We start from the raw sequence: 14,049 nt of genomic DNA on the forward strand, positions 1-14,049 counted from the left end.
AACGATGCATCGCCGATGGTAGTGTGGGGTTTCCCCATGTGAGAGTAGGTCATCGTCAAGATTCATTTCGCAAAACCCCTATCTGCGCATGCAGGTAGGGGTTTTGTCTTTAAGTAGGAACTATAGAGATTCGCAGGCACGTCCTACTGACGGGCCAGCACACAGAATTTCTTGACGACCATAGAGCATTGGAACCACCTGATCCCATCCCGAACTCAGCAGTGAAACGATGCATCGCCGATGGTAGTGTGGGGTTTCCCCATGTGAGAGTAGGTCATCGTCAAGATTCAAACTCAAAGCCCCTGTCTGCGATGCAGACAGGGGCTTTGTCTTTTTCGGGTTTCAATATCGGTTAGAACTGATAGCTGACTGTGGCGCTCACATTGCGCTCTTCACCCATGTAGCAGTAGTTCAGGCTGGCACATGAGGTGATGTAGTTTTCATTGGTAAGGTTGTTGGCGTTCAAGCGAACATCCACACCCGCCAGGCCGACCTTGCCCAAGTCATAGCCGATAGAGGCGTCGAACAGGGTGTAGGAAGGCACTGTCATGCTGTTTTCCGCATCCACCCAGCTGTACCCCACATATCGCACCCCACCGCCCAGCCGCAGGCCATCCAGTGCCCCCTGGCGGAAGTTATAGTCGGCCCACAGCGAAAGCATCTGTTTCGGCGCCTGAGTCGGCGAATTACCCTTGTTGTCCAAGTTGCCCGAGACAAGGCTCGGCATTGACTTCGAATACTCGATATCGGTGAAGGTATAGCCACTCAGCAGTTTGAGGCTATCGGTCAGCTGTACATGGGCCTCAAGCTCTAGCCCTTGCGAGCGGACTTCACCGACAGGGCGATAGAAGTCTTCGTCAGGCTGTTTAGACGCCAAATTCTCCTGCTCGATGCGGAACACCGATGCGGTGAACAGGTTGTCGCTCCCTGGTGGCTGATATTTGATGCCGGCTTCCCACTGAGTGCCCTCCGTAGGTGCCAGCGGCCGGCCCTGCTGGTCGGACACGGTGTTCGGGTTGAACGACTCCGAGTAGCTGATGTAGGGCGCAATGCCGTTCTCGAAAAGGTAGAGCACCCCTGCCCGGGAGGTGAACCTGGAGCGTTGATCACTGACCTTGCTGTCGCTGTCACGGTTCTCTTCGGACACCTTCACCCAGTCCTGGCGCAGTCCCAAGGAAAAGCGCCACTGGTCCAGCTCCACCAGATCCTGCAGGTACACACCCGTTTGTTGCAAGCGTCGCTGGTAGCGGTTCTCGCCCAGTACCTGAAGATTGCCATTGCCGTACTGTGGATTGCCGGCATCCAGTGGGCCGACGGTGCCATAACGCCATGCCACGTCGGCTTTGCGCCGCTGGTAGTCAGCCCCCAGTAGCAAGGTGTGTTTGGCCGCCCCGGTAAAGAATTCTGCCTGCAGCATGTTATCAATGATGTACGAATGCAGACGCTCGTCGCCGCCGGTATAGGCGCGATTTAACATGTTGCTGTCAACATCTGCCCAGCCGGCGGAGTACACCTGGTCCATCGACACGTCGGAATCCTGATAACGGAAGTTCTGCCGCGCTGTGAACACATCATTGAAGCGATGCTCAAACTGGTAGCTGAAGGATTGCTGCGTGCGCTCGTAGTTGTCGATGCTCGGCTCGCCTTCGAAGAAATGGTCTGACAGGCGCAAACCGTTGCGCTTGTGCAGCATGCCATCAGCAGGGTTACCGCCGTGGTACCCACCGTCAGGGTCGTGCTGCAAATAGGCCTGCAGCGTGAGTGAGGTGTCTTCGGTGAAGTCGACACTGATAGCAGGGGCGATGGCGTAACGTTCTTCCTTGTTGTGGTCGAACTGAGTGTCGGAAGCATCCGCCAAACCCGTCAGGCGATACGCAATGCGTTTGTCGTCATCCACAGGACCACTGAAGTCGAAGCCCACGCCACGCTGGCCCTGAGTACCTACCGTGGCCTGAACCTGATGGTAAGGGGCAAAGAGTGGCTTCTTGGTGGTCAGGGCTACCAGGCCACCCGGCGAGCTTCGCCCGTACAGTACCGAAGACGGTCCCTTGAGAATGTCGATGCGCTCAAGAAAGTATGGGTCTACCTGCATCGTGCTGTAGGTGCCGTTGTCGCCCATTGACTTGAGCCCATCGACGTAGATGTTGTCCACCGAACCGTCGTTGAAGCCGCGCATGGCTACATAGTCATAGCGATGAGTGGCACCGTACGGGTTGGTCAGTACTCCAGGCGTGTAGCGCATGGCCTGGGCAACGGTCTGAGAGCCCTGATCGTCCATTTGTTGGCGAGTGACTACCGAGACCGATTGGGATGTCTCCACCAAGGGCATGCTGGTCTTGGTCGCCACCTGGCTGTGCGTGGCGTTGTAACCCTCCATGCTGCCCAGTGCGTTGCCGAGGGAGAAACTACGGATGTCGGTGTCTGGCAATGCCAAGGCGGCGCTCTGACGCTGTGCCTGCAGCACATAGTTACGTCCCCCCTGGCTGACGGCTTCCAGTCCGCTGCCATTTAGCAACTGGCGCAGCGCTTGATCGGTAGTGAACTTCCCCTGCAGTCCGTTGGAATGCAGGCCATCGGTCAGCTGAGGCGTGCTCGATAGGGTGATGCCGGCCTGACGAGCGATCTTGTTGAGCACATCGGTCAGTTGGCCAGCCGGTATTGCATAGTCATGGCTCACTTCGGCTGTGTCGGCCGCTACGGAAAGTTGCGGAGCAGTTGCCAGGCCCAGGGCGGTACCAAACAGAACAGCCCGGATGGCGTGGCGCAAGTGAGCTGATTGCAGGACTGGACGAATATCATTCGGGATGAAAGTGTGGGTTAACACCGGGTTGGTAGGCATGAAGGGTCCGTTAAAGTGTCGAGGGCAGAAAGTGTTGCTTACTGTCCTAGCCGGACCTGGATTCAAAACCCGCCAGAAATCGATAACGCCTTATCAGGTCATGCTCTCTACATGCACCCACCAGCGTGTACGTCGACGAAGTCGTACGGGCAACGTCTGCGGTAGCAGCCGAAGCAGTTGTTCCGGGTCTTCGAGGCGGAACACCCCCGACAGGCGCAGGTCGGCAATCTCATTGCTGCAGCCCAGGTAACCATGGCGATAGCGGCTGACCTGCGCGAGGAAGTTGGAGAGGCGCATGTCCTGAGTGACGATCAACCCTTCAGTCCAGGCCATCGCATCCATCTCCATGTGCGCGAGCCGGTGCGCACCTTGAGCATCCAGGCGCCAGTTCTGGCCACCTTCGATCCACTGAAGTTGGCCAGTACCAGGCCGGTGTATCGCCACTTTGCCGTGGCTGACGCTGACACGTGTGCAGTCGCTATCCTGATAGGCCACAAAGCGTCCTTCGAAGCCTTCCAGCAGCGCGTCGCGGGTTTGTACCAGCAGGGGATGCCGGGGGTTGCAGTTGATCATCAATTCCCCAAGCTTCAGGCGGACCAGACGCTGTTGATCATGGAAGGCCAGGTCCACGGCACTGCAGGTATTGAGTTGCATCAGCGAGCCATCGGGCAGGGTGAAGACGCGTCGCTCGCCCGTGCCGGTGGCATAGTCTGACGTCGAGGCACTCACAGTATCGAGGTCTTTGGCCAGCCAGCTCGCAGATCCTGCCATGACAACGCCGCCAAGCAGCTTCAGCGCCTGTCGGCGGCGCAGGCGCTGCTGGCTGGTTTCCAGTGTCTGCAATGCCAGCCCGGCACCGGGAATAGCGCGCAGGTCAAGGTCCTGATGAAGGTGAACCACACGCTGCCAGGCCTGTTCGTTTTCGTGGTGGCTGCTGCGCCAATGCGCGCACTGTTGTTGCAGAGCTGGATCGTGCCCGCTTTCACGCAGCCGCAGCATCCACTGAATGGCCTGCCTGACCGTTTTTGTATCAGGGCGTGCGACGGTCATGGATTCAGCAGTCGTCTTCATAGCGCAGCACGTAGCAGTGATAGAGCGCATCGGCGATATAGCGCTCAACGGTGCGCACGGAGATCCCCATCTGTTCGGCGATGGCCTGATGCTTCAGCCCCTCGCATTGAGCCAGCAGGAATGCGCGACGGACCTTGGGTTTGAGGCCGTCGAGCATGCGTGCAATACGCTCAAGCAATTCCAGCAGCAGCTCGCGGGTCTCGACTGAGGGGGCCAGTGCTTCCGGCACATGGGCCAAAGCCTCCAGGTAGGCCCTGTGCAGTTCCTCGCGGCGCCAATGATCGATCACCAACCCACGCGCTACCGTGCGCAGGAAGGCCCTGGGAGCATTCAGCTGCAATTGTTCACGACGCTGTAGCAAGCGGACGAAGGTATCTTGGGCGAGGTCAGCCGCATCGGCTGCGTTGCCGAGCTTGCTACGCAGCCAGGTATGCAACCAGCCGTGGTGGTCACTGTAGAGCGTTTGCACGGAATCGTTGCTGGGCATGGAGGAGGGCGCCGGCATCAATGGACGTTAATGATAATTAGTCTCATTGTTGGCGGAGCAAGATTAATTTGCAACCCATCAATTACCGCGTAAAGCCGGTAATGGGCTAACGCCCCAATTGCGTATCCAGGTAATTGCGGATCACCCGCGCCCCGCCATTGAGGTGCCGTTCCAGCACCGCTACCGCTTCGTCCACCAGCTTGTCGCTGGCTGCATCTACCAGTGCGTTGTGATCGTCCTGAGTGAGCTTGCCCAGGCCCATGGACGAAAGATGGAAACGCAGGAAGCGTTCTTCCTCGTTCAGTTCGTTCTCGATAAGGCGCAGTAGTTTCTTGTTCGGCGCCTTGCTGTACAGCGCCATGTGGAGCAGGCGGTTGAGGCGGCCAATTTCGGTGTGGCTGGTCTCGTTCTCCAGTTGCTGGATATACCCGCGGGCGCTGGCGATGTCGCTGGCATCAAGCAGCGGGATAGACTGGCGCAGCGCCTCGCTCTCGAGCAATACGCGAAGGGCATAGGTGTCCACTGCATCCTCGCCGATCAGCGGTGCAACGACGGCGCCCTTATGCATCTCCACCTTCAGCAGGGACTGCGCTTCGAGCTGGCGCAGGGCTTCGCGCACGGGCATGCGGCTAACGCCGTACAAGGTGGCGAGCTCTTGTTGGCGAACCGCAGTACCAGGGGGCAAGCGCCCATCGAGAATGGCGCTGCGCAGGCGTTCTTCGATCACGGCACGGGCCTGATGCGGCAACAACTGCTCGCTGGCCAGCACATTGCTCAATCTGATTTTCTTGGCCACGCGACGCCTGCCTCAATGATGACTATATTGGATCCAATGACACTAGTAACAGCTTGTGAGGGTGTCAAACCTGCACCCACACTGGTACGGGCGCCCCAAAAGCGCGGCTATGGTGGAGGAAGTCGCACGTCAAAGGAAGCTGCCTATAGAAAGATGTAAGCAGAAAGTATAGGCGGGCTGACAGCCGGGTGCGTGATTGCAGGGTGCCATTGTCTTTTGCGGTGGCAAGCCCCACCATCGCTGCTTTCGACTGGTCTGAACAGGGCTTCGCAGTGGCGATATCCTGGTTGCTCAAAACCGTAGTGCGATATGTCGGCTTTGCCGCGCTGCTGGGCAGTCTTCTGCTGGGCGGCTTGCACGCGGATTGGGATTTCTCCCAGATCAGCCGCAAGTCGCAGGCTCTGTACGGCCCACTAGGTGCCGGGCAGGGGCGCATCGATGCCTGGCAGAGCCTGATGGCCACGCAGAAGCAGGGTACCGAGCTTGAACGGTTGCAAGTGGTCAACCGCTTCTTCAACCAGCAATTGCGTTATGTCGAGGATATCGATCTGTGGCATGAGGTCGACTACTGGGCCACACCTGTGCAGGCACTGATCAAAGGTGCAGGGGACTGCGAGGATTACGCCATCGCCAAATATTTCAGTCTACGGCGCATGGGAATCCCCAGCGAAAAACTGCGCATCACCTACGTCAAGGCGCTGCGGCAGAGCCGGGCACACATGGTCCTGACCTATTATTCAAGCCCACAGGCCCAGCCTTTGGTGCTGGACAGTCTGATGGATGCCATCAAGCCGGCAAGCCAGCGTACCGACCTGCTGCCGGTGTACGCCTTCAATGGCGAGGGGTTGTGGCTGACGGGCGCCGCAGGGAACAAGAAGGTTGGTGATACCAAGCGGCTGTCACGCTGGCAGGATTTGTTGAAGAAAATGCAGGCCGAAGGGTTCCCGGCCGAGCCGGTTTACTGAAGGAGCACAGATGTCACTGTTCAAACAATTGCTGTTGGCCATTTGCCTGTTCCTGGTGGTCGCCTTCAGTGGCAGTTTCATGGTCAGCCTGGAAAGCTCGCGCAGCCAATACGTCAACCAGCTGCGCTCGCACGCCCAGGATGCGGCCACCGCGCTGGCGCTTTCGCTGACGCCGAATATCGACGACCCAGCGATGGTCGAGCTGATGGTCAGCTCGATTTTCGACAGTGGTTACTATGCAAGCATCAAGGTCGTCGACCTGGGTTCCAATGCCGTGCTGGTGGAGCGTCATGCCGAGCCAGACCCTGGCGGTGTGCCGCTTTGGTTCGTGCGCCTGATCGGCCTTGAGGCCGCCGGCGGCGATGCAATCGTCAGTCGTGGCTGGCAGCAGGCCGCGCGCGTTGAAGTGATCAGCCACCCGATGTTCGCCATTGCCAAGCTTTGGCAAAGTGCCTTGGGCAGCCTGGGTTGGTTGCTGTTGTGCGGTGCGGCCAGTGCCGTGCTCGGTGCTTTGCTGTTGCGTCGCCAGTTGAGGCCGCTGGACTACATGGTCGAGCAATCCCACGCTATTGCTCGCCGCGAATTTCTCAGCCTGCCAGAGTTGCCACGCACGCCGGAGCTACGCCGCGTAGTGCAAGCGATGAACCAGATGGTCGAGAAACTCAAAGCCCTGTTCACCGAGCAGGCCGAGCGCAGTGAGCGGCTGCGTGCGGAGTCCTACCAGGACAGCCTGACCGGGCTGTCGAACCGCCGCTATTTTGAAATGCAGCTGAACAATCGGGTAAGCAACCTGGAAGACGCGCGCGCCGGCTACCTGCTGTTGCTGCGGGTTCAGGGCCTGGCTGGCCTGAACGCACGCCTTGGCGGCCAGCGTACCGACCAGTTGCTGCAAGCGGTAGGTGAACAGCTGCGTCGTACTTGTGCCAGCTACCCGGAAACCAACGACCTCATTTCCCGCAGCCGCGGCGGTGAATTTGCAGTGCTGGCACCGGGCATGGTGCATGAGGAGGCCGTACACCTTGCCCAGGCCCTGGAGGCAACGTTGCAGAGCCTGCACGAAACGGGGGCAAGTGATATCGACCCGGTGGCTTGTATAGGCCTGGCACCATTCAGCCCTGGTGATTCACCCCAGGCATTGCTGAAGCTCGCCGACGAGGCTCTGGCCCGCGCTGAGAACCAGCCAACGCCGGGCTGGGTATGCCTTGAGCAAGGTGTTGCTGCGGTTGCCGCAGATAGCCAGCATGCCTGGCACGAACGGCTCGACCAGGCGTTTATCAATGGGCATTTCGAGTTGTTCTTCCAGCCAGTGATGGAGTGCGCTTCCTCGCAACGGGTACTGCACCACAAAGTTATTTCGCGTTTGCGCGATGGCCAGGGCGAGGCCTTGCCGGCGGGCCGCTTCCTGCCTTGGTTGGAGCGCTTCGGCTGGATGCCGCGGCTGGATGTGCTGGTGCTGGAGAAAGTGTTGGCGCACCTGCGAGGGCATGACCAGGTGCTGGCGTTGAACCTGTCCGCAGCCACCCTGGCCGACCCCAAGGCCCTTCAACGCATTTTCGAGCTGCTGGGCCAGAATGCGGCGCTCGGCCCGCGGCTGGTTTTTGAAATTGGCGAGGAGCAGTTGCCTGAGCAGGCAGCATTGGAGCAACTCACCCGGCGCCTGCATGGGCTAGGTTTCGGGTTGGCTTTGCAACGCTTCGGTGGGCGCTTCAGCATGATTGGCAACCTGGCGCACTTGGGCCTGGCGTACCTGAAGATTGACGGCAGTTACATCCGCAACATCGATCATGAGCAGCACAAGCGGCTGTTCATCGAAGCGATCCAGCGTGCGGCGCATAGCATCGACCTGCCGCTGATTGCTGAGCGAGTCGAGACGGAAGGGGAGCGGTTGGTGTTGCTGGAGATGGGAGTAGGCGGGATTCAGGGGCAACTGGTGGGTGAGCCTGCGCCTTGGCGCTGAATGGCCTCTCTCGCGCCGCTGTAGGAACAGCCTAGAGCCGCAAAAGGGCCGCATAGCGGCCCCAGGTTCACGTAGCGATGTGCAGGGCTGCTTGTACAGCCCTGTCGCGACACGAGGCCGCTCCTACAGCAATGGCGAAACCAGCAGGTCGGCTATCACCGCTCGCGCAGCGCTTCCGATCGCGCCTTCATGATCGGCTTGAGCAGGTAGCTCATGATGGTTTTCTTGCCTGTCATGATATCCACCGTCGCCACCATCCCCGGAATGATCAGCAGTGGCTTCTCGTCGGTCCCTAGGTGACTGCGATCGGTGCGCAGCTTGATCAGGTAATACGTAGTCTTCTTGTCTTCATCGGTAATGGTGTCGGCGCCAATCTGCTCCAGCTTGGCCTTGAGCCCACCGTAGATGGTGTAGTCATACGCGGTGAACTTGACCGTCGCTTCCTGGCCAGGGTGCAGGAAGGCGATGTCTTTGGGCAGGATCTTTGCCTCGATGACCAGCGTGTCGTCCAGTGGCACGACTTCGATGATATCGCTGCCTGGCTGGATTACCCCGCCAATGGTGTTCACCAGCAGTTGCTTGACGATACCGCGTACTGGCGAAGTGACAAGTGTGCGGTGCACCCGGTCGTCCAGCGCCTTGCTGGTGGCGGTAGCCTTGTTCAGTTCGGTGCGTGCCTCGTTCAGCTGGGTCAGCGCTTCACTTCGGAACTTGCCACGCGTCTCTTCGATCTTGCTTTGCACCTCGCGGATGGCCGCCTCTGCGCGCGGGATCGCAAGCGCAGTGGAGTCCAGCTGACCGCGGTTTTCCACTTCAGCACGGCGCAGGCGCAGCACTTCAACCTGGGAAATCGCGCCGGTTGCCACCAGCGGTTCGGACATACTGATTTCCTTGCGCAGCAGCTCAAGGCTGTTGGCGTACTGGGTGCGCTTGGAGCTGTATTCGCGCAGTTCCTGCTGGCGTTGGACCAACTGCTGTTGCAGGCCGCCAATTTCGTCCTGCAGTTGCTGGCGCCGGCTCTGGTACAGCGACTCCTCACTGGCCGCCTGGTTTGGCGCGGCTTTACGCAGCTTTTCGTCGATTATCAGCGGGCTGTCCTGTACCTCGGCACTCAAACGTTCGACCCGCAGGGCCATGGCCAGGCGGTCAGCCTCGGTTTCACCAACGTTGGAGGCGAAGCGGGTTTCATCCAGGCGCAGCAATGGCTGGCCCACTTCGACGATCTGCCCCTCCTTGGCGAAGATTTCGGCGACGATGCCGCCCTCCAGGTTCTGGATCTTCTGTACCTTGGAAGAGGGAATGGCCTTGCCTTCACCCCGCGTAACTTCGTCGATGGGCGCAACGCTGGCCCATACAATCAAGAACACGAAGAACAGGATCACGCCCCAGATGGTCAGCCGCACCACCCGCGGTGCATCTTCGATCAGGGCTTTGTTTACCTCGGGCAGCGGCTGGCCGCCAAGCGAGTCGCTGCCTTTGAAATAGCGCCGCAGGCCGTCCTTGAACTGCCCCATATCCAGCTTATGCAACACTGATCTGCCCCTTCTTCAGTGCATCCATGACCGCGGCTTTCGGGCCGTCGGCGACAATCTGCCCGCGATCGATCACGATCAGCCGGTCTACCAGTGACAGCAACGAGGCACGGTGCGTGACCAGCAGTACCGTCTTGCCCTCCACCACCGCCTGCAGGCGCTGCTTGAGGCGTTCTTCACCGGTGTTGTCCATGGCGCTGGTCGGCTCGTCCAGCAGCAGGATCTGCGGGTTGAGAAGCAGCGCACGGCCCAAGGCGACGTTCTGCCGCTGGCCGCCGGACAGGTTCTGCCCGCGTTCACCCACTTGCAGCTCGTAGCCGTCGGGGTGCAGCCGGGCGAATTCATGTACGCCCGCCAGTTCAGCGGCCTGCAGGATCAATTCGTCCTCGATGTAGCGGGCGCCGCTGACCAGGTTGTCACGCAAGGTGCCGGCCAGCAGCTGGATGTCCTGTGGGACGTAGCCGATGTTGTGGCGCAGTTCGCTGACATCGATCTGGCGAATGTCGACGCCATCGACCAGCAGCGAGCCACCATCGGCCTCGTACAGGCCGACAATGAGCTTGGCCAGCGAGCTCTTGCCCGAGCCGCTGCGACCGATGATGCCGACCTTCTCGCCAGGGCGGATGGTCAGGTTGATATTCTTCAGGGCCAGGTTCTGCTGGTTCGGATAAGTGAAGTCGACACCGCGGAACTCGACGCTGCCCTGCAGCACCTTGCGGCTCAGCGGGCGCTCTTCGAAGTTGCGCTCTTGGGGTAGATCCATCATGTGGTCGGTGGAGACCATGGTCACCTTGGCTTGCTGGTAGCGGGCGAGCAGGCCGTTGAGTTGGCCCAACGGGCCGAGGGCGCGGCCGCTGAGCATGTAGCAAGCCACCAGGCCGCCCATGCTCAGGTTGCCGTCGATGATCAGGTACACGCCGACGCAGATCATTGCCACGCCTGCCAGTTGCTGGATCAGCAGGGTGATGTTCATCGCCAGGCTCGACAGCACTTTCACGCGCAGTTCCAGCCGGCTCAGGGTGCCGAGGGTTTGCTCCCACATATACTGGCGTTCGCTTTCGGCGTTGTTGACCTTTACCGCATCCAGACCCGCCAGGGTTTCGATCAGGCTGGACTGGCGCTCTGATGCCAAAGCCATGGTCCGCTCCATGGTCGCCATCAGTGGCCGCTGCAGGGCGTAGCCGATGCCCAGAGCCAGCGGGAAAGCGATGATCGGTATCCACACCAGGTGCCCGCCAATGATGGCGATGACGATCAAAATCAGGATGGTAAAGGGCAGGTCGATCAGGCTGGTCAGGGTCAGCGAGGCGAGGAAGTCGCGCAGGCCTTGGAACTCGTGAATGTTCTGGGCAAAGCTGCCGACCCGCGCCGGCCGGTACTTCATCGACATGCCGACGATACGTTCAAACAGCGTTGCCGAGATGATCAGGTCGGTCTTCTTGCCTGCCAGGTCCAGGCACAGGCCGCGAAGGCCTTTGAGGATCAGGTCGAAGATGTACGCGCCGGCGATACCGATGGCCAGTACCCAGAGCGTCGAGGTGGCCTGGTTTGGCACCACCCGGTCATACACGTTCATCACGAACAGCGGCGCGGCCAAGGCGATCAGGTTGATCACCAGGCTGGCGGCGATAGCGTCGATATACAACCACTTGCTGCGCAGCAGGGTGTCGCGGAACCACGACTTCGCGCGGGGGATGAGGTTGCCGTGGTTGACATCGAACTTGTGCTGCGGCTGCGCGAAGAACACGCGGCCGCTGTAGTCGCTTAGCAGTGCTTCGCGGCTGACGTGCACCTCGCCACCGTCGCTCTCGCTGAGTAGCAGGCGCGCGGTGTCATCGTTCTCCCAGCCGAGCAGGACGGCGCTGCGGCCCTCCTTGAGCAGCAGCATGGCCGGCATGGCGATACTTGGGATCTGCTCCAGCTTTCGCTGAAGCAGGCGCCCCTGCAGGCCTGCCCGGGCTGCAGCGCGGGGCAGCAGTTCAGGGCTCAGGCGCTGGGCGGGTAGCGGTAGGCCTGTTGTCAGCATGACCCGGCTGGCGGGCTTCTGGTGCAGGACACACAGGCTCAGCAGACTATCCAGCAGGGGATCGTCATGCTGACTGCGTGGATCGTGGCTGAGTTGGACTCGACTGACTTCGGATTCCACGCGGCGCTCTCTTCATCCTTGTGGTGGGTGGGGTGGGTGTGCCGTCGTTAAGGTCGGGTCGGCTCACCCTGGCTCTCTATATGGTACGGCGAAGCTGTGCTGATAAGGGTTATCACGCCCCGGTGCTTGAGCAGCCGGCCAATGTTCGCCTTGAATCGGTGTTGAGTAAACAATTCTACGTGCTTCATTTTCACCAGACTTAGCGGGGCAATGATTGTTTCATTTTTGATCCAGCCATCATCCGGCTTGTTGCAGCATAGCCTGCCACTCAGTCAAGGGAAGCAAGGGGCTGTGGGTTCCAGCTTAGTCATTGTCAGTAAACAGGCGCTGGTTTGTTGGCGCATATCCGTGGCTTGTTAGTCAAAATTCATCTATAGAAAGCAGATCCTTTGCTTTCTTGCATTCAATATTCGCAAGCGATTTCCCATGATAGGGAGGCCAGTATTTGCGCACTCGTACGCCATGTCTTTGATTTGCGACAAATCGCTGCTTGTGGCTTGCGCAGCGTTGAAAGCCTGGTGTGCCTCGAGCGAGCAAGCGCTCCCGGGTCAGGCTGGTTATCGACCTCTGCCTGGCCGCATTCCGGCAAGGTTTGTGCTTATTCGGCAATCAGTGTCCGGGCATTTGACAGTGATCTGGATATTGACGCCAGTAATGCTGACATTGCCGAAGGAGGACAGTCTCGCCGCATGATTTACGGGTGTTGAGGTGTATGAAAAAGTGCTGGAGCTGACGGCTTAACACCCTTTAGATGATGTAAGACATTTGTCCTAAGGAAACGCTTGGCTAAGGTACAAATATCAATGTGACATTACATTGCCGATTGTTTAGGATGGCATGTATAAGGTCAATAGTTTGGCAGTTAGGCAATTCCAAAAAGTTATAGACGGAATATTGACGTCAAAAATCGTCAAGAGATCATCGACATAGTTCCGCCTGAAGTGGCTAGCAAGCGCCGCTCTGGCAGGGAAGTACCCATCGGGTCACACGGAGAGTCCAATGAGCAGCGTTGTAGCCATCGTCAAAAGCATTGTCGGCCAGGTTATTGCGGTATCCCCAGAGGGCATCCGGCGTGTACTTATCGAAGGTGACCGCCTGTTGACCGGTGAGGAAGTGCTCACCGGTCCTGGTGGCGCAGTTACTCTGGAGCTGGCTGATGGCCGTACGCTCGATCTGGGCCGTGACAGCCAATGGAGCGCCGATGCGCCTGACAGCAGCACCGACCTGAGCCAGGCGGCAGCCCAGGCCGCGCCTTCGGTGGAAGAGCTGCAGCAGGCTATTGCTGCTGGTGTTGACCCGACTACTGAGCTTGAAGCTACCGCCGCTGGCCCGTCATCAGCGGGTGGTGGTGCGCTGGGCGGTGGCCACAGCTTCGTGATGCTCGAAGAAACGGCTGGCCGTGTTGACCCGACGGTTGGTTTCCCGACTGACGGGCTGGGCTTTGCGGGCGTACTCGATAACGAAGAAGTGGGCCTGCTGGACACTAACGGCAACAACCTGGTGACCACACCTACGGATACCAACGTTGCTACTGAGCTGACGCTTGGCGCAACCCCTTCTATCAGTGAAGCGGGTGGCGTAATCGTTTATACCGCCACCGTTGGTCAGGCGCCGACCACCAACCTGGTAATTACGCTGTCCAACGGTGCCGTGATCGTCATTCCGGCTGGGCAGACAAGTGGTAGCGTCAACGTCGCAGTTCCGGCAAACGACACACCCTACATCGACGGGGGCCAGATTTCGGCCACCGTGACAGGTAGTACCGGTGGTGGTGGGCTGACGGTGGCATTGCCGCAAACGCCAGCGGTTACCCAAGTGACCGATACAATCGACACCACCACTGCAACCCTGACGGCGAGCCCGTCGGTCACCGAAGGCGGCGTGATCACCTACACCGTGACCCTGAGCAACCCTGCCCAGACGCCGGTGACCGTGACCCTGTCCAACGGCCAGACCATCACCGTTGAGGCTGGCAAAACCCAGGGCAGCGTCGATTTCCAGACCCCGGCCAATGACGTCTACAACAACGGTTCGACCGTCAGCGTCACCATCGAGAACGCCACGGGCGGCAACTTCGAACAGCTGACCCCGAACCCGACGCCAGCTCAGACCACGATCAACGACTCGGTCGATACCACCACTGCAACCCTGACGGCGAGCCCGTCGGTCACCGAAGGCGGCGTGATCACCTACACCGTGACCCTGAGCAACCCTGCCCAGACGCCGGTGACCGTGACCCTGTCCAACGGCCAGACC

At 59.5% G+C, this 14,049-nt stretch carries 9 protein-coding genes and 1 rRNA gene; 4 read left to right on the forward strand and 6 right to left on the reverse strand.

Features of this window, described 5'->3' with window-relative positions:
* The first annotated feature begins 170 nt into the window (after window positions 1-170).
* Window positions 171-286, forward strand: a 5S ribosomal RNA gene (rrf, locus tag I8746_RS26395).
* Window positions 287-352: 66 nt separating this feature from the next.
* On the opposite strand, the gene I8746_RS26400 is transcribed toward rrf, so the two are convergent.
* The 4 genes from I8746_RS26400 to I8746_RS26415 form a co-directional block, all read right to left on the reverse strand.
* The gene (locus I8746_RS26400; RefSeq protein ID WP_088513795.1) at window positions 353-2,767 is read right to left on the reverse strand and encodes a TonB-dependent siderophore receptor; all 2,415 of its coding nucleotides are present in this window, start codon (window positions 2,765-2,767) and stop codon (window positions 353-355) included.
* 165 nt (window positions 2,768-2,932) lie between these two features.
* Complete coding sequence (locus I8746_RS26405) at window positions 2,933-3,889, reverse strand: FecR family protein (RefSeq protein WP_221101187.1); 957 nt, start codon at window positions 3,887-3,889, stop codon at window positions 2,933-2,935.
* A 4-nt stretch (window positions 3,890-3,893) separates the two neighbouring features.
* A complete protein-coding gene (locus tag I8746_RS26410) occupies window positions 3,894-4,397 on the reverse strand; it encodes a sigma-70 family RNA polymerase sigma factor (RefSeq protein ID WP_003256011.1) in 504 nt (167 codons plus the stop codon).
* A 106-nt stretch (window positions 4,398-4,503) separates the two neighbouring features.
* Entirely contained in the window at window positions 4,504-5,193 is a 690-nt protein-coding gene (locus I8746_RS26415; RefSeq protein ID WP_221101188.1) for a GntR family transcriptional regulator, read from the reverse strand.
* A 203-nt stretch (window positions 5,194-5,396) separates the two neighbouring features.
* On the opposite strand from I8746_RS26415, the gene lapG reads away from it, so the two are divergent.
* Window positions 5,397-6,158 carry a cysteine protease LapG gene (lapG, locus tag I8746_RS26420; RefSeq protein WP_221101189.1) on the forward strand — a complete coding sequence of 254 codons (762 nt, stop codon included), beginning with the start codon at window positions 5,397-5,399 and terminating at the stop codon, window positions 6,156-6,158.
* A gap of 10 nt (window positions 6,159-6,168) precedes the next feature.
* Entirely contained in the window at window positions 6,169-8,115 is a 1,947-nt protein-coding gene (lapD, locus tag I8746_RS26425) for a cyclic di-GMP receptor LapD (RefSeq protein WP_003256007.1), read from the forward strand.
* Window positions 8,116-8,270: 155 nt separating this feature from the next.
* On the opposite strand, the gene I8746_RS26430 is transcribed toward lapD, so the two are convergent.
* Both I8746_RS26430 and I8746_RS26435 read right to left on the reverse strand, forming a co-directional pair.
* On the reverse strand, window positions 8,271-9,629 hold the full coding sequence (locus I8746_RS26430) for an HlyD family type I secretion periplasmic adaptor subunit (protein WP_014859068.1): 1,359 nt from the start codon (window positions 9,627-9,629) through the stop codon (window positions 8,271-8,273).
* Between the two features lie 7 nt (window positions 9,630-9,636).
* Window positions 9,637-11,793, reverse strand: coding sequence for a type I secretion system permease/ATPase (locus I8746_RS26435; RefSeq protein ID WP_003256004.1), 2,157 nt, complete (start codon window positions 11,791-11,793; stop codon window positions 9,637-9,639).
* 999 nt (window positions 11,794-12,792) lie between these two features.
* Between I8746_RS26435 and I8746_RS26440 the strand changes: the two genes are divergently transcribed.
* Window positions 12,793-14,049 (forward strand): retention module-containing protein (locus I8746_RS26440; RefSeq protein WP_221101190.1); only part of this gene is annotated, 1,257 nt, incomplete at its 3' end.

The sequence above is a fragment of the Pseudomonas sp. USTB-Z genome (genome assembly GCF_019691255.1).
Lineage (GTDB): Bacteria > Pseudomonadota > Gammaproteobacteria > Pseudomonadales > Pseudomonadaceae > Aquipseudomonas > Aquipseudomonas alloputida.

Bases quoted from the DNA above. Each gene is read 5' to 3' on its own strand.
- I8746_RS26405 (WP_221101187.1), bottom strand. From the start codon at position 3,889: ATGACCGTCGCACGCCCTGATACAAAAACGGTCAGGCAGGCCATTCAG.
- I8746_RS26410 (WP_003256011.1), bottom strand. From the start codon at position 4,397: ATGCCCAGCAACGATTCCGTGCAAACGCTCTACAGTGACCACCACGGC.
- lapD (WP_003256007.1), top strand. From the start codon at position 6,169: ATGTCACTGTTCAAACAATTGCTGTTGGCCATTTGCCTGTTCCTGGTG.
- I8746_RS26430 (WP_014859068.1), bottom strand. From the start codon at position 9,629: ATGGGGCAGTTCAAGGACGGCCTGCGGCGCTATTTCAAAGGCAGCGAC.